The organism is Streptomyces sp. NPDC006450 (assembly GCF_040612195.1).
GTDB lineage: Bacteria > Actinomycetota > Actinomycetes > Streptomycetales > Streptomycetaceae > Streptomyces.
The window spans coordinates 40,835-55,546 of the sequence record NZ_JBEXPT010000014.1 but is presented as its reverse complement, the minus strand read 5'-3'; the positions used below and the strand labels follow the sequence as shown (position 1 = coordinate 55,546).

The 14,712-nt window shown below is 71.8% G+C and carries 15 protein-coding genes; 7 read left to right on the top strand and 8 right to left on the bottom strand.

Going from position 1 to position 14,712, the window contains the following annotated elements; all coding sequences use genetic code 11:
- Nucleotides 1-103 precede the first annotated feature (103 nt).
- Nucleotides 104-1,012, top strand: coding sequence for a DUF3027 domain-containing protein (locus ABZY57_RS08175; protein WP_356509353.1), 909 nt, complete (start codon nucleotides 104-106; stop codon nucleotides 1,010-1,012).
- Between the two features lie 64 nt (nucleotides 1,013-1,076).
- Here ABZY57_RS08175 and ABZY57_RS08170 read toward each other — a convergent pair whose 3' ends face one another.
- From ABZY57_RS08170 to ABZY57_RS08160, 3 genes are all read right to left on the bottom strand, one after another.
- A complete protein-coding gene (locus ABZY57_RS08170) occupies nucleotides 1,077-2,339 on the bottom strand; it encodes an acyltransferase (protein WP_356509351.1) in 1,263 nt (420 codons plus the stop codon).
- A 91-nt stretch (nucleotides 2,340-2,430) separates the two neighbouring features.
- On the bottom strand, nucleotides 2,431-3,384 hold the full coding sequence (locus tag ABZY57_RS08165) for an NAD(P)-dependent oxidoreductase (RefSeq protein ID WP_356509349.1): 954 nt from the start codon (nucleotides 3,382-3,384) through the stop codon (nucleotides 2,431-2,433).
- A gap of 53 nt (nucleotides 3,385-3,437) precedes the next feature.
- The gene (locus ABZY57_RS08160) at nucleotides 3,438-4,334 is read right to left on the bottom strand and encodes a glycosyltransferase (protein ID WP_356509347.1); all 897 of its coding nucleotides are present in this window, start codon (nucleotides 4,332-4,334) and stop codon (nucleotides 3,438-3,440) included.
- 239 nt (nucleotides 4,335-4,573) lie between these two features.
- On the opposite strand from ABZY57_RS08160, the gene rfbB reads away from it, so the two are divergent.
- Together rfbB and ABZY57_RS08150 are read left to right on the top strand one after the other, a co-directional pair.
- Nucleotides 4,574-5,551 carry a dTDP-glucose 4,6-dehydratase gene (rfbB, locus tag ABZY57_RS08155; protein ID WP_356509345.1) on the top strand — a complete coding sequence of 326 codons (978 nt, stop codon included), beginning with the start codon at nucleotides 4,574-4,576 and terminating at the stop codon, nucleotides 5,549-5,551.
- Nucleotides 5,548-6,915, top strand: coding sequence for a hypothetical protein (locus ABZY57_RS08150; RefSeq protein WP_356509343.1), 1,368 nt, complete (start codon nucleotides 5,548-5,550; stop codon nucleotides 6,913-6,915). The genes rfbB and ABZY57_RS08150 overlap by 4 nt, the downstream gene beginning before the upstream one ends.
- 33 nt (nucleotides 6,916-6,948) lie before the next feature.
- Here ABZY57_RS08150 and ABZY57_RS08145 read toward each other — a convergent pair whose 3' ends face one another.
- Nucleotides 6,949-7,956 (bottom strand): WD40 repeat domain-containing protein, encoded by a 1,008-nt coding sequence (locus ABZY57_RS08145; protein ID WP_356509341.1) that lies wholly within the window; start codon nucleotides 7,954-7,956, stop codon nucleotides 6,949-6,951.
- Between the two features lie 76 nt (nucleotides 7,957-8,032).
- Between ABZY57_RS08145 and ABZY57_RS08140 the strand changes: the two genes are divergently transcribed.
- Nucleotides 8,033-8,725, top strand: a complete 693-nt coding sequence (locus tag ABZY57_RS08140) for a GDSL-type esterase/lipase family protein (protein ID WP_356509339.1) — start codon at nucleotides 8,033-8,035, stop codon at nucleotides 8,723-8,725.
- A gap of 59 nt (nucleotides 8,726-8,784) precedes the next feature.
- Nucleotides 8,785-9,774, top strand: a complete 990-nt coding sequence (locus ABZY57_RS08135; RefSeq protein WP_356509337.1) for an aldo/keto reductase — start codon at nucleotides 8,785-8,787, stop codon at nucleotides 9,772-9,774.
- A 111-nt stretch (nucleotides 9,775-9,885) separates the two neighbouring features.
- Here the strand turns inward: ABZY57_RS08135 and thpR are convergent, their stop codons facing one another.
- The 3 genes from thpR to ABZY57_RS08120 all read right to left on the bottom strand — a co-directional run bounded on the left by thpR (nucleotide 9,886) and on the right by ABZY57_RS08120 (nucleotide 12,460).
- Nucleotides 9,886-10,476, bottom strand: coding sequence for an RNA 2',3'-cyclic phosphodiesterase (thpR, locus tag ABZY57_RS08130; RefSeq protein ID WP_356509335.1), 591 nt, complete (start codon nucleotides 10,474-10,476; stop codon nucleotides 9,886-9,888).
- Nucleotides 10,477-10,645: 169 nt separating this feature from the next.
- The gene (locus tag ABZY57_RS08125) at nucleotides 10,646-11,998 is read right to left on the bottom strand and encodes an MFS transporter (RefSeq protein ID WP_356509333.1); all 1,353 of its coding nucleotides are present in this window, start codon (nucleotides 11,996-11,998) and stop codon (nucleotides 10,646-10,648) included.
- Between the two features lie 24 nt (nucleotides 11,999-12,022).
- Nucleotides 12,023-12,460 (bottom strand): MarR family transcriptional regulator, encoded by a 438-nt coding sequence (locus ABZY57_RS08120; RefSeq protein WP_356509331.1) that lies wholly within the window; start codon nucleotides 12,458-12,460, stop codon nucleotides 12,023-12,025.
- Between the two features lie 119 nt (nucleotides 12,461-12,579).
- Between ABZY57_RS08120 and ABZY57_RS08115 the strand changes: the two genes are divergently transcribed.
- Complete coding sequence (locus tag ABZY57_RS08115; protein WP_150519118.1) at nucleotides 12,580-12,762, top strand: ribbon-helix-helix protein, CopG family; 183 nt, start codon at nucleotides 12,580-12,582, stop codon at nucleotides 12,760-12,762.
- 44 nt (nucleotides 12,763-12,806) lie between these two features.
- Here ABZY57_RS08115 and ABZY57_RS08110 read toward each other — a convergent pair whose 3' ends face one another.
- Nucleotides 12,807-14,213 carry an NCS2 family permease gene (locus ABZY57_RS08110; RefSeq protein ID WP_356509329.1) on the bottom strand — a complete coding sequence of 469 codons (1,407 nt, stop codon included), beginning with the start codon at nucleotides 14,211-14,213 and terminating at the stop codon, nucleotides 12,807-12,809.
- A gap of 136 nt (nucleotides 14,214-14,349) precedes the next feature.
- Here ABZY57_RS08110 and ABZY57_RS08105 point away from each other — a divergent pair, with 136 nt between their 5' ends.
- A complete protein-coding gene (locus tag ABZY57_RS08105; protein ID WP_356509327.1) occupies nucleotides 14,350-14,649 on the top strand; it encodes a DUF2530 domain-containing protein in 300 nt (99 codons plus the stop codon).
- Nucleotides 14,650-14,712 lie beyond the last annotated feature (63 nt).

The window sequence follows — 14,712 nt, the reverse complement described above, 5'->3', positions numbered from 1 at the left end:
CTGGTCCGCTCCGCCCGCGCTACGTAGGGACAGCCGACGGGTCGTTGTGGACGACAAGTACGGACGGCGCACTCGTGAGACGGCGTAGGAGAGAACGAGACCTGTGAGTGCTGCGACGACGCGAAGCCGTACCCCCGACCGCCTGTGCGTCGAGGCGGTAGCCCTCGCCCGAGCGGCGGCCGAAGAGGCCGCCCACCCCGGAGTGGTGGGCGAGCACACCGCCGCCGTCGCGGAGGGTGACCGGGTCGTCACGCACTTCTTCGAGTGCAAGGACCCCGGTTACCGCGGCTGGCGCTGGGCCGTGACGGTGACGCGTGCGGCCCGTGCGAAGAACGTCACCCTCGACGAAACGGTGCTGCTGCCGGGCGACGACGCCCTGCTGGCACCCGAGTGGGTGCCGTGGAGCGAGCGGCTGCGGCCGGGCGACATGGGCCCGGGGGACCTGCTCCCCACGGACGCCGAGGACCTGCGGCTGGAAGCCGGCTGGTCGGGCGAGGACGCCCCGCCGCCGAACTCGGTGGTGTCCACCGAGATGGCCGAGCTGGTCGAGGCGGAGGACGCCGACGTCACCGACCGCGCGGTGGTGCCCGTGCGCGGCTCCATCACCTCGGTGGCGGAGGAACTGGGCATGCGCAGGGCGCGGGTGCTCTCGCGCTACGGACTGCACAGTGCGGCCGACCGCTGGGACGAGTCCTTCGGCGCGAAGACCCCGATGGCGCAGGCGGCCCCGGCCTCGTGCGTCTCCTGTGGCTTCCTCGTCGCCATCGGCGGGTCCCTGGGCCAGGCCTTCGGCATCTGCGCGAACGAGTTCGGACCGGCGGACGGCCGGCTGGTCTCCCTGTCCTACGGCTGTGGCGGCCACTCGGAGGCCGCGGTCATGCCGAAGCCGCCGCGACCGGCGCCGCCCGTCCTGGACTCCGTGGGCTCGGACGAGTTCCAGCTGCGCCCGGCCCCCGACTCCGGCTCGGTCCTCATCACGGACCCCCTGGCCCCGGACCTCGGCCACTCCTGACCGTAGAGGGCGGCGGCGGGCCCGCTCGGGTCCGGCCGCCGACCACGCCGGTCCTCCCACCGCGTCAGCCGGTGGTGGCCGTCGGGGCGGGCTCCGGTTCGCCGACGGCGGGACGGGGCTCCGGCCGTGGCCGCACCGCGGTGCTCCCGCGCCGCCCCGGTCCGCGGACGAACCGCGGCGTCCAGTTCTTCAGCTTCATGGCCTGCGACTCGACCAGGTGCCACGACAGCGCCGCCAGCAGCAGCGTGCCGGCCATGGCCAGCAGCAGGAAGACGGGCTTGCCGTACCTGGCGTAGCCCAGCAGGGCCAGCGCCTGCTCCACCGTGAAGCCGTAGATGTAGATCCCGTACGAGTAGTCCCGCTCGCGCCCGATCCTGCGGAACGGCCGCGGCAGCCGGATCGCCAGCCACAGCAGCAGGTACGCGAACGCGGGGTAGCCGAGGACGAAGACCCCGCCGCAGACCAGCGTGCCGCCGAGCACCGCAGCGCAGATCAGCGCCAGCCCGTCGTGGACCGGCACCCGGTCGCGGTACAGCTGGAACGTGGCGCCGATCAGGAACACGAAGCACAGGTGGATGAGGAAGTGCACCGACATGGAGCCCAGCAGCGGCACCTGCACCGCGGCCCTCATGTCACCGGGGATGCCGCGCGGCGAGGGGGCGGTGACCCAGTCCCGCAGGATCAGGAGGCCGAGGACGGCCGCCGTCAGCGGGACGAGCCTGCGGGCCCGCCGGAGCGCACCGGAGGCGGCCAGCAGGCCGACCATCACGTAGCAGAAGACCTCGTACTTGAGCGACCACAGGGCGCCGTTGACGCCGGGGTCGAAGTTGGTTCCGCGGGCCTTTCCCTCGCTCAGCACACCGGAGATGTCCCAGTGGGTGCTGACCGAGGTGTTCCACGTGCCCTGGAGGTAACTGACCGGTCCCTCGCGGTGGTTCCAGTACCCGTCCGTCGTGCCGTGCAGGTGCGCGTACAGCAGCGGGAGGACGACCAGCGCGGAGACGAGGAGCGATCCCCACAGACCGGGCAGGATGCGCAGGGCGCGGTGCCAGGCGTAGCGGCCGCAGGTGCCGCGGGCGCCACTTCCCGTGATCATGAATCCCGACAGGACGAAGAAGCCGACGACGGCCATCTTGCCGACGTCGGTCTGTGCACCGCTGTACGTCCACAGCGGGTCCAGGGGCCCCCACCCGATCGGCCACACGTGGGAGAGCACGACCGACGAGGCGAGGACCAGGCGCAGTACGCCGAAGCTGTTGGCCCGCGGCGAGTACAGCTCGCCGAGGGTTCCGCGCCGGCCGGGCAGGACGGGTGCGCTGCGAGACATGGGGGAGTCAGACTTCCTTGGAGGAGGTGCGCGCCGGGTGCTCGGCGGCGTGCCTACGGGGACGTCCCGGCCCGGGGACCGGCGGTCCCGCTCAGACGCCGACCGGGCACACGGCGGCCCACAGTTCGGCGACGGCGTCGCGCAGGCCGCGGCCCGGTTTCCAGCCCAACGCCCGCTCGGTGGCGGTGATGTCGAGCTGCTGCCACTCGGTCTCCGGGCCGCTTCCGGCCGGGGCGGGCACCTCCACGATCCGCGTCGGTACGCGGCTCTCCTCGATCAGGAGCTCGACCATCTCGCGGGCGGACGTGGCCCGGCCGAACCCGAGGTTGAGGACCGGAGGGCAGGTGCGCGCCGGGGCGAGGGCGGCGGCCACGGCCTCCACGGCGTCCAGGAGGTGGAGGAACTCGCGCCGGGCGGTGAGGGGCATCAGCGACAGCTCCGCGCCGCCGGCCGCCCGGCCTTCGGCCAGTTTGCCCGCCATGACGCCGAGGAGGCTGTGGACGGGCTGGCCCGCTCCGACGACGTTGCCCAGGCGCAGCACGAGGGCGTCCAGGCCGCGGTCGCGGACGGCTTCGGTGATCAGCTCGGTGGCCCGGAGCTTGAGCTGTCCGTAGACCGTCGAGGGGCGTGCGGGGGAGTCCTCGGTGTAGGTCGTGCCGACCGGGAAGAGGCCGTACTCGTGCACCGATCCGATGTGCACCAGCCGCGGCGGCTCCGCCATGCCCGTGAGCGTCTCCAGCAGGCGCTCGACCATGCCGAGGTTGGCCGGGACCATCTGTTCGTCGGTCAGGCCCCAGTCGCCGCCGGCCGCGTTGACGATGACGTCGATCCGGTGTGCGTCGAGGAACACGGCCAGCTCGGCCGGCGGGTCGAGGGTGAGGTCGAAGGGCACGAACGCGCCCGGCAGCGTGACGGCCGGCTGCCTGCGGGCGATGGCGAGCAGGCCGTGGCCGCGTTGGTCGAGCGTGGCGCACAGGGCCCGGCCGATGAAGCCGGTGGCTCCGAGGACGGCGACACGGGGCAGGGGCTGGCTGGTGAGCGACATGGGCGTGGGCTCCGGACGGGTCGGGAGAGGGGGCGGCTGTCGGGGGTGTGCCGTCAGCGGTGATCGGCGCCGGTGACGTGCCGCAGCAGGGTGCGGGCGCCCCCGCTCTGCTTGTTCCTCAGCGCGCCGGGGAGCATCGTCAGGGCGTGGATCCGGGAGGACAGGTGAAGCCGGGAGGCCTTGGCGGCCTTCGTCCAGCCCGTGCGCTCCAGCCGGTCCGCGACGTCCATGAAGAAGCGGCTCGCTTCTTCGAAGCGGACGCCGGTGAAGGCCTGCCGGGAGGAGATGCTGACGGCGTGCCGGCGGTACTGGAAGCACAGGGTGTCCGACAGGAGCATCTGCTCACCGGCCTGGAGCACGTCGATGACCAGGGCGAGGTCCTGGGTGACCTCCAGGCCGTCCCGGAAGCCGGCCGTGCGGACGGCCTCGGTGCGCCAGCAGATGGAGGGGAAGAACAGCCAGTTCCCGCGCAGCAGGCTCGTGGCGAGCGCCTCGCCGCCCATCAGGACCTCACCCTTGAACGCGGGCTTGTACAGGCGGCGTTTGGACTGGTCGACGAGTCCCTCGGTGGGCCTGCCCGCGCCGTCGACGACCTCGACGCCCGGCTGGATCATGCCGATGCCGGGGTGCTTGGCGAGCGCGGCCCGGATGGTGGCCACGTACGCGGGCAGCATGATGTCGTCGGTGCCCATCAGCACGAAGTGCTCTTCGCGGACCAGTCCCAGGCACGTGCGGTAGTTGCCGGTGACGCCGAGGTTCCGCTCGTTGCGCCGGTAGGAGACGCGAGGGTCGCCGAGCTCCGCGAACCAGCCGGGAACGGACGGCTCCTTGCCGTCGTCCACCACCGTGAGCCGCCAGTTCGGGTCGGTCTGGGCCAGCACGCTCCGCACCGCGGCCTGCATCAGGCCCACGTCACCGTAGTAGGGCAGCATGATGTCGAGAGTGGTCATGGAGGGTGCACCGGAGCCTTCGCAGGGGACGGACGGGAGGTGTCGGTGGCCGTCGCTCGGTGACCGACGGGGGCCAGGAATTCTTCATGGTCGGGCAGCATGCCGGACTCGATCGCATCGGCCGGAGGGCCGGCGGGATACCACTTCGTGAACAGTCGGTGCGGGTCCCCACGGCGGGCCAGGACCGGTTCGCCGAGCGCGGGTTCCGCGCCGGACGGGGCCAGTAGAGTGACCGCACTATGCGCATTCTCGTGACCGGTGGCGCCGGTTTCATAGGTTCGCAGTTCGTCCGCTCCCTCCTCTCGACAGACCCCGCCGCACGCCTCACGGTCTTCGACAAGCTGACCTACTCGGGTGTCGAGGAGAACCTCGCGCCCGTGGCGGGCCACCCCGGTTACGCGTTCGTCCGCGGTGACATCTGTGACGTCGACGCCGTCGACCAGGTCATGGCCGGCCACGACGCGGTGGTGCACTTCGCCGCGGAGTCCCACGTGGACCGTTCCATCGCCGGTGCGGGCCCCTTCGTGATGACCAACGTCGTGGGCACGCAGGTGCTGTTGGACGCCGCCCGCAAGCACGGTGTCGGCCGCTTCGTCCACGTCTCCACCGACGAGGTGTACGGCTCGATCAGCGAGGGCTCCTGGACCGAGGACTGGCCGCTCGCGCCGAACTCCCCGTACTCCTCCTCCAAGGCGGGATCCGACCTGCTGGTGCTGGCCTACCACCGCACGCACGGCATGGACGTCGTGGTGACGCGCTGCTCCAACAACTACGGGCCCTACCAGTTCCCCGAGAAGGTCATCCCGCTCTTCACCACCAACCTGATCGACGGCAAGAAGGTCCCGCTCTACGGCACCGGCGGCAACATCCGCGACTGGCTGCACGTCGCGGACCACTGCCGCGGCATCGAGCTGGCGCTGCACAAGGGCCGCGCCGGCCACGTCTACAACATCGGCGGCGGCGTCGAACTCACCAACAAGGAGCTCACCGGCCTCCTGCTGGACGCCGCCGGAGCCGACTGGGACAGGGTCGAGCCGGTGGAGGACCGCAAGGGCCACGACCTGCGCTACTCCCTCGACATCACCAAGATCAGCGAGGAGCTCGGCTACGCGCCGCAGGTCGGCTTCGCCGAGGGCCTGGCCTCGACGATCGACTGGTACCGCCAGAACCGCGCCTGGTGGGAGCCGCTCAAGGTGAAGGCCGCCCGGCAGCCGTGAGCGCTCCCGACGCGGCGGCGACCGTGAAGCGGCCGCCGCCGGCGAGGTTCGCGGGCACCCTGCCCCCCGGCACCCTGCTGGTGATCAGCGGCACGGTCGTCCTGGGCGCGGCCTCGTACGTCCACCTGATGGCGGCGGGCCACAGCCTCGACACCGACGGCATGGCCGCCCTCTCGGTGCTCTGGACGGTCCTCATGTCGGTGGGCATCGGCCTCTTCTTCCCCGTGGAGCAGGAACTCACCCGGATCGTCGCCGCGCACCGCGTCGCCGGCACGGGGGTCTCCGGCATCCTGCGCCAGATCGCCGGGCTCACCCTCGGCATGCTCGTCCTGCTCGCGGCCGGGCTGGCCTGGGCCACCCCGCTCCTCGCCGACGCGTTCTTCTCCGGGCACACCGAGATGGTCGGCGCGCTCGGCCTGGCCTTCGCCGCCATGGGCCTCGGCAACATCAGCCGCGGGGTCCTGGCGGGCCTCGGCCGGTTCGGCCCGTTCGGCCGGCAGCTGGGCATCGACGGGGCCTTGCGCATCGGCCTCGCCGTGGGCTTCGCCCTTGCCGGAGTCCGCTCCCCGCTGGCCTTCGCCCTGATCCTCACGGTCGCCCCGCTCGTCGCCGCCCTGGCCACCTCGGCGCCCGCGCTCCGGGGGCTCGGCAAGGGGCCGTTCGACCGGTGGTCCCGGCTGCTCGGCGGGCTCGGCCCGCTCGTCGTCTCCACCCTGCTGTCCCAGGCCGTCGTCAACGCCGCCGTGGTCAGCACCAAGCTGCTCGCCCCCCGGGACGGCGCGCTCGTCGCGGGTCTGCTGAACGCGATCGTGCTGGCCCGGGTACCGCTCTTCGTCTTCGGCTCGCTCCAGGCCTCGCTGCTCTCCGGCCTGTCCACCGCGGCCGCCGCAGGCGACCGCGCCGGCTTCTCCCGGCTGCTCGGGCGGACCTCCCTGGTCGTCATCGCCCTCGGCGTGGCCGGGGGCGTCCCGGCCACCCTGTTCGGCCCGTGGCTCGTCGAGGTGCTCTTCAAGGCCGAGGCGGAGCTCGGCCATGCCGTGTTCTTCCGGATCTCCGCCGGCACGCTCCTCTACATGCTCGCCATGGTGTTCGGCCAGGCCCTCCTGGTCCTGCACGAGCACCGCCTGCAACTGCTCGGCTGGGCCGCGGCCGCCCTGGTCCTCACCGGCGCGACCCTGCTCCCCGGCGAGGTCTCCACCCGCGTGAGCCTCGCCTACGCCCTGGCCTCGCTCGCGGCGGTCATCGGCATGGCGGCGGCCCTGTGGCTGACCTTCCTGCGCCGCCCCCCGGCCACCCCCGCGGGGCGCGCGGACACCGCGGACACCGAGGACTACCGCCTCGACGAGGACCCCGTCCGGGGATAGCCCGGACCGGGAGCCGTCCGAGGACGGCGGGCGTCAGGCCTTGGGGCGGCGGCGCAGGAGCCGCTTCGCGGCCAGGGTCAGGGTGATGGCCGCCACCAGGACGAACGCGCCCTTCGTGAAGCTCCCGTCCTCGGGAGTGGCGGGCGCCCCCGGGGAGGGAGCGGGAGCGCCGGTGGCGGACGAGGACGGCGAGGGCTTCGCCGCGGAGGCCACCGGGACGGCGACGACCCGGCTGTCGGCCCCCTCCGCCCCGAACATCAGCGTCGTCCCGTCCGCCGTGTACGTCACGGACTCCGCCTGCCCCTGCCACGGCGCGGCCACCGCCTCCCCGTCCCCGGACGGCCGGCCGTCCTTCCACGGGTAGGTCTTCGCCCACAAGTAGCCCCGCAGTGCGAGCCGCCCCCCGTCCGGGGAGAACGCCCCGTCCGTGACCCACGGGACGTCCCCGATCCGCCGGAAGGTGTTCGTACCGGAGGCGGACAGCGTCTCCGGGCCCTCGTAGAGCCCGCCGGCCCGTTCGTCCTTGCTCGCGATGTACACCCGCCCCGTCACCGGGTGCACCATCAGCGCCTCCGCGTTCCGCGGCCCGTCGGCGTACTTCACCGTGAACTGCTCGGCCTTGAGCGTGGCGTCCCGGAGCGTCTTCGGCTCGGCGAAGCGGTAGATCCACACGTGGTTCCAGGAGCCGCCCCGGTTGTCCCCGATGTCACCGACGTACAGCCGCCCGTCCGGGCCCAGCGAGATCCCCTCGATGTCCCGCGGCGTGCCGATGCCCGTCAGGGTGATCCGCGCGACCGTCTTGCCGGTCGCGGAGTCCACGGCGTACACGTACGGGCCGTCGTCGCTGTCGTTGTGCGTCCAGTAGACACCCGGGTGGATCCGGCTGGCCGCGAGCCCGCTCGACTCCTTGATCCGGGGGTCGGTGATCGTGAACCCGGAAGCGGCGGAGCCGGACGCGACGGCACCCGACGCGGAGGCGGCCGAGGGCAGCAGGGCGAGAGCGGCGGCGGCGGCGGTCAGGTGCAGCAGGTGCGGGCGCATCCCCCTACCCTGCCAGCCCTCCCCGCGTGTCCGGCATCACAGGGGCCGCGGCCCGGTGATCCGCGAAGATGTCCGGATGCGTTTCATGTTCGTCGGGGACTCCATGACCGTCGGATGCGCCGGCGACTACACCTGGCGCTACCGGATGTGGCAGCACCTCGACACCACCTACGGCGGCCCGTACGAGATCGTCGGCCCCCGCGACCGGCTGTACGACGCCCTCGCGGACGCGCCGACCAGCGACGCCTACGCCGACCCCGGCTTCCCCGCCGGGGCGCGCCGCCACCTGGCCGGCTGGGGCGAGGGCTGGCAGCACATGGCCCCGCTCATCGGGCCCGCCGTCCGCTCCTGCCAAGCCGACGTCCTGCTGGTCTCCCTCGGACTGATCGACCTGGGCTTCTACACCGCCGCCGAGGGAACCGCCGCCAACGTCCGCCGGTTCGTCGCGGAGGCCCGCGCCGCCCGGCCCGGCATACGGATGGTCCTGCTGCCCGTCATACCCAACGTCCGGGCCCGGGACGACGCGCCCTTCGCGCAGCAGGTCGAGCTCTTCAACGAGCTGCTCGCCAAGGCGGTCGCCGACCTGTCGACCCCCGCCTCGCCGATCCTGCTGGCCGCGCGCCCGGAGGCGTACGAGCTGGACCGCGACACCTACGACGGCACGCACCCCAACGCCTCCGGCGAGCACCGCCTGGCCGGGGAGTTCGCGGCGGTCCTCCACCAGGCCTGGGGCATCGGCGGCCCGTACCGGCCCCGGCAGGACACGTAACACGCCCTTCACGGGCGGGTCTTGCCTCGAGCGCACTCCAGGCAGTTGGCTAGTGGCCCATGGAGTACACGCAGCTCGGACGCACCGGTCTCAAGGTCAGCCGACTTGTCCTCGGCACCATGAACTTCGGCCCCCAGACGGGCGAGCCGGAGAGCCACGCCCTCATGGACACGGCCCTCGACGCCGGTATCAACTATTTCGACACGGCCAACGTGTACGGGTGGGGCCCGAACAAGGGCCGTACCGAGGAGATCATCGGAACCTGGTTCGGCCAGGGCGGCGGCCGCCGCGAGAAGACGGTCCTCGCCACCAAGGTCTACGGGAGCATGGCCGCCGAGGGCGACCCGTGGCCCAACTACGACCGCCTGTCGGCGCTGAACATCCGGCGGGCCGTCGACGCCAGCCTCAAGCGCCTGAACACCGACTACATCGACATCTACCAGTTCCACCACGTCGACCGGCTGACGCCCTTCGAGGAGATCTGGCAGGCCGTCGAGGTCCTGATCCAGCAGGGCAAGATCCTCTACGCCGGGTCCTCGAACTTCCCCGGCTGGAAGATCGCCCAGGCCAACGAGGCCGCGGCGCGCCAGGGGCGGCTCGGCCTGGTCAGCGAGCAGTGCCTCTACAACCTCGCCGAGCGGCGGGCGGAGCTGGAGATCATCCCGGCGGCCGAGGCGTACGGGCTCGGCGTCATCCCGTGGTCCCCGCTGCACGGCGGGCTGCTGGGCGGAGCCATCCGCAAGGCGTCGGAGTCGGGGCGGACGGCGAGCGGCCGCTCGGCGGACGCGCTCGCGAACAGTTCCGTACGGGCGCAGGTGCAGGCGTACGAGGACCTGCTGGACAAGCACGGACTGGAGCCCGGCGAGGTCGCCCTGGCCTGGCTGCTGACGCGTCCCGGGGTCACGGGCCCGATCGTCGGTCCGCGTACGCCGGAGCAGCTCGCGTCCGCGCTGCGGGCGGTGGAGCTGGAGCTGTCGCCGGAGGTGCTGGCCGGGCTGGACGAGGTCTTCCCGGGGCCGGGGCCGGCTCCGGAGGCGTTCGCCTGGTAGGCGGCGCCGGGCCTACTGGCCTACCGCGGCGGCCACCGCCACCACGAGGAACATCAGTACGAGCACACCGGCCATGACACGGTTTCTGGTCTTGGGATCCACCCGTCGAGCCTAACGCGACCGGGCCCGCCCTTCGTACGGAGGGGCGGGCTCTCCCAGTTCCCAGGACCCGACGACCTCGTAGCGGGGCTGCTCGCCGGGGACTCCGGAGTCGGGCAGATTGCTGCGGACCAGGCTGAGCTCGCCGACCTGCCAGGCGGTGCCCTCGAAGGAGGCCAGGGCCGTGCAGTAGGGGCGGACGTCGTGGCGCTCGTCGCGGAGCCGGCCCAGGGTGAGGTGGGGGGTGTAGCGGTGGTGCTGGTCCATGGGCACTCCGGAGCGCCGGGCGGCGGCGTCGGCGCGCTCGGCGAGCATGCGCAGGGCGTCGAGGTCCCCGGCGGCGCCGACCCACAGGGAGCGGTGGCCGAAGTGGCCGGAGCCGTGGATCCGGAGCCGGAAGGGCGTGCTCCGGGCCGCGGCGCGCGCGAGGCGGGTGTGGAGCTCGGGGAGCAGTTCCTCCTGCACCTCGCCCATGAAGGCGAGCGTGAAGTGCCAGCCCGCTTCCGCGGTCCATCGCAGGCGGTCGTCCTGCAGGCCGCGGACGGCCCCGGCCAGTTCCGAGATGGCCGCCTCGGGCGGGATGACGGCTGCGAACAGTCTCATGGTGCCGAGCCTAGCGGGGGTGCCCGGTGCGGCGCCGTTGCCGCAGGCCGACCCCCGGACCCCCGCTCCTCACACGCCGGAGGGGCTGGATCCGGCTGCCGCCGGCCTGCACGGGAACGCCGCGGGGCCGGAGAATCCGGCCCCGCGGCGTTCGAGGCCCCGCGAGGCGCTACGCCGCCGTGGCCAGCTGGCGGGGGCGGTCCGAGGGGACGAAGGCCACGCCGCGGCGGTTCACGCTGAGGCGGAGGTTGCCGATGCGGCACAGGACGAGGCCGATCGCGACGGCGGCGGCCAGGGAGACCAGTCCGCCCGCGGCCATGCCGATCCGCGCGCCGTACGTGTCCGTGACCCATCCGACCAGCGGGGCCCCGATCGGGGTGCCGCCGGTGAAGACCATCATGAACAGGGCCATCACCCGGCCCCGCATCTCGGGGTCGGTGGCCATCTGGACGCTGGAGTTGGCGGTGACGTTCACCGTCAGGCCGAAGACCCCGAGCGGCACCAGCAGCGCCGCGAACAGCCAGAAGCCCGGTGCGAAGGCCGTCACCACCAGGAGGACGGAGAAGAGCACCGCCGCCGCGACCAGCAGCCGCAGGCGCGAGAGGCCGCGCCGGGCCGCCAGCAGTGCGCCCGCCAGGGAGCCCGCCGCGATCAGGGTGTTGAAGAGCCCGTACGTGCCCGCGTCGCCGTGGAAGACCTTGCTGACGAAGGCGGACAGCCAGATCGGGAAGTTGAAGCCGAAGGTGCCGATGAAGCCGACGAGCACGATCGGCCAGATCAGCTCGGGCCGCCCGGCGACGTACCGCAGGCCTTCCCGGAGCTGGCCCTTCGCGCGGGGCTGGACCTCGACCTGGTGCAGTTCGCGCGTCCGCATCAGCATGAGGGCCGCGATCGGCGCCGCGAAGGACAGGCCGTTGAGGAGGAAGGCCCAGCCGGAGCCGACGGCGGTGATGAGGACACCCGCGATGGCGGGGCCGACCAGTCGCGCGGACTGGAAGTTGGCCGAGTTCAGGCTGACCGCGTTGGCCACCTGGTCCTTGCCGACCATCTCCGAGACGAAGGTCTGCCGGGCCGGGTTGTCCACGACGGTGACCAGGCCGAGGAGGAAGGCGGCGAGGTAGACGTGCCAGACGTTGACGTGGCCGGCGAGGGTGAGGACACCGAGCGCGAGGCCGGTGAGGCCCATGGCCGCCTGGGTGCAGAGCAGCAGCGGCCGCTTGGGGAGCCGGTCGGCGAGTACGCCTCCGTAGAGCCCGAACAGCAGCATCGGCAGGAACTGCAGCGCGATGGTGATGCCGACCGCGGAGGCGGAGCCGGTCAGTGACAGCACCAGCCAGTCCTGGGCGATGCGCTGCATCCAGGTGCCGGTGTTCGAGACGACCTGGCCCGTGGCGAAGAGCCGGTAGTTCCGGATCTTCAGCGAGCTGAACATCGAGTTCTTGTTCTTCGGGGTGGTGCCCGGCGTGCGCGTAGTGGTGGGTGTGTGGCCGGGGGCGGAGTCTGCTCCGGGTCCCGTACTCAAAAGGTTCGCCTCCTGGCGTCGTTCCTACAGGTGCGCGAGCTTGTCCAGGACGGGCGCCGCTTCGCGCAGCTTCGCCCATTCGTCCTCGGTCAGCTCGGCCGCGAGCCCGGCGAGGAAGGCGTTGCGCTTGCGACGGCTCTCTTCGAGCATCGCTTCGGCCTCCTCCGTCTGGCGGACCACCTTCTGGCGGCGGTCGTCGGGGTGCGGTTCCAGCGTGACCAGTCCCTTGGCTTCCAGCAACGCGACGATGCGCGTCATGGACGGCGGCTGCACGTGCTCGCGCCGGGCCAGCTCACCGGGGGTGGCATGGCCGCAGCGGGCGAGGGTGCCGAGCACCGACATCTCGGTCGGGCTCAGCGATTCGTCGACGCGCTGGTGCTTGAGGCGTCGGCCCAGCCGCATGACGGCGGAGCGGAGGTCGTTCACGGCGGCTGCGTCGTCACCCTGGGAAAGGTCATGCATGTATTTAGAATAACTCATTACCCTGCCTAAGGAACACCACTTATCTGGCGTCACTCGTACGGGTGAGTCGGCTCCGGAAAGCGACACGCGTCCATGCCCTGTGCCCCGACCCTTTCGGCATGGGGACACATGTGCTGAGCATGCGCATAGACGGGGAGCTCCTCGACAGGCTCCGGACTCATGCCGCCAAACGCGGAATGAGCGTCCAGGACTATGTGGTCCGGACGCTCATTCGCGACGATTTCGACGAGCGCTTCAAGACGGCCGTCGACGAAACGGAGAAGTTCTACGGGCTCACCTGAGCCCGGGTACCGGCTCCGGGTGCCAGCAGGGCCTCTGACGGGGTCTACGTGAGGCCCAGTGCGGGCATCGCGTAGTAGAAGACGAAGACCGCGGACACGACGTACATGGCCACCGGGACCTCGCGGCCCCGGCCGGTCGCCAGTCGCAGTACGGAGAAGGCCACGAAGCCGATGCCGATGCCGTTGGTGATCGAGTACGTGAACGGCATCATCACCATGGCCAGGAAGGCCGGGACGGCGATGGTGAAGTCGTCCCAGTCGATGTCCCTGACCGAGCCGGCCATGATCAGGAAGCCGACCGCGATGAGGGCGGGGGTGGCGGCCTGCGAGGGGACCATCGTGGCGAGCGGCGTGAGGAACAGCGACACGGCGAAGAGGCCGCCCGTCACGATGTTCGCGAGGCCCGTCCTGGCCCCCTCGCCGACGCCGGCCGTGGACTCCACGAAGCAGGTGGTGGCCGAGGAGGAGGAGGCGCCGCCCGCGGCGACGGCCATGCCGTCCACGAACAGGACCCGGTTGATGCCGGGGAAGGAGCCGTCCGGCTTCGTCAGCTTCGCCTCGTCGCCGACGCCGAGGATGGTGCCCATCGCGTCGAAGAAGCAGGACAGCAGCACGGTGAAGACGAACAGGACGCCGGTCAGCATGCCGACCTTGCCGAAGCCGCCGAACAGGCTGACCTGACCGATGAGGCCGAAGTCGGGCGCGGCCACCGGGTTGCCCGGCCACTCCGGGACCGTCAGGCCCCAGGCCGTGGCCGGGAGGTCGGCGATCAGCTGGATCACCAGGGCGGCGACCGTCATGGCCACGATGGAGATCAGGATCGCGCCGGGGGTCTTGCGGATGATCAGGGTCAGCGTCAGCAGGACGCCGACCACGAAGACCAGGACGGGCCAGCCGTGCAGGTGACCGTCGCTGCCGAGCTGGATCGGGACCGTGGTGTGCGCGAGGTCCGGGATGCGGCTGACGAAGCCCGAGTCGACCAGGCCGATCAGCATGATGAAGAGGCCGATGCCGATCGCGATGCCCTTGCGCAGGCCGAGCGGGACGGCGTTCATGACCCGCTCGCGCAGGCCGGTGGCGACCAGCAGCATCACCACGAAGCCCGCCAGGACCACCATGCCCATGGCGTCGGGCCAGCTCATGCGGGGGGCGAGCTGGAGGGCGACGACGGTGTTGACGCCGAGCCCGGCCGCGAGCGCGATCGGGACGTTGCCGATCACGCCCATGAGGAGGGTGGTGAAGGCGGCGGTCAGAACGGTGGCGGTGACGAGCTGGCCGCCGTCGAGCTGGTGCCCGTACATGTCCTTCGCGTTGCCCAGGATGATCGGGTTCAGCACGATGATGTAGGCCATCGCGAAGAAGGTGGCGAAACCACCGCGGACCTCGCGGCCGATGGTCGAGCCGCGCTCGGAGATCTTGAAGTAGCGGTCCACGGGGGCCGACGTGCTCATGGGGGTCCTGGTCCTCAGTGGTGGTTTCATACGACGAAAACGGGCCAAGCCCAAACCGTTTCAGTATGAACACATGAACGAAGGGGCGTCTATCTCCGCGCGTAGACCATCCGCCGACCGGCCTAGACTTGTCCTCATGGCGAAATGGACTGCGCAGCACGAGGCTCCCGAGCCCCTCGAGGGTCCGATCGTCGGCACCGTCGCCGGTGGCACGATCATCTGGTTCGCCCTCTTCCTCTTCCAGCTCCCCTTCTACGGGTGGTTCGCCGACCGGGGCATGCTGTGGTGGGTCTGGACCTGCGCGGTCGGCGGGTTCCTCGGCCTGATCGGCCTCTGGTACGTCCGCGGCCGCGATGCGGCGCTGAAGCGGCACGCCGCCGCCCTGGCCGCGCGGGACGAGGGCGCCGCGCCGGGACCGTCTCCCCGGGCGGGCTAGCCCGCCCGCCCCGAGGGGGGCCACCCGCCGGTCCGCCGGAAGGGCTACCAGGGGAGGATTCCG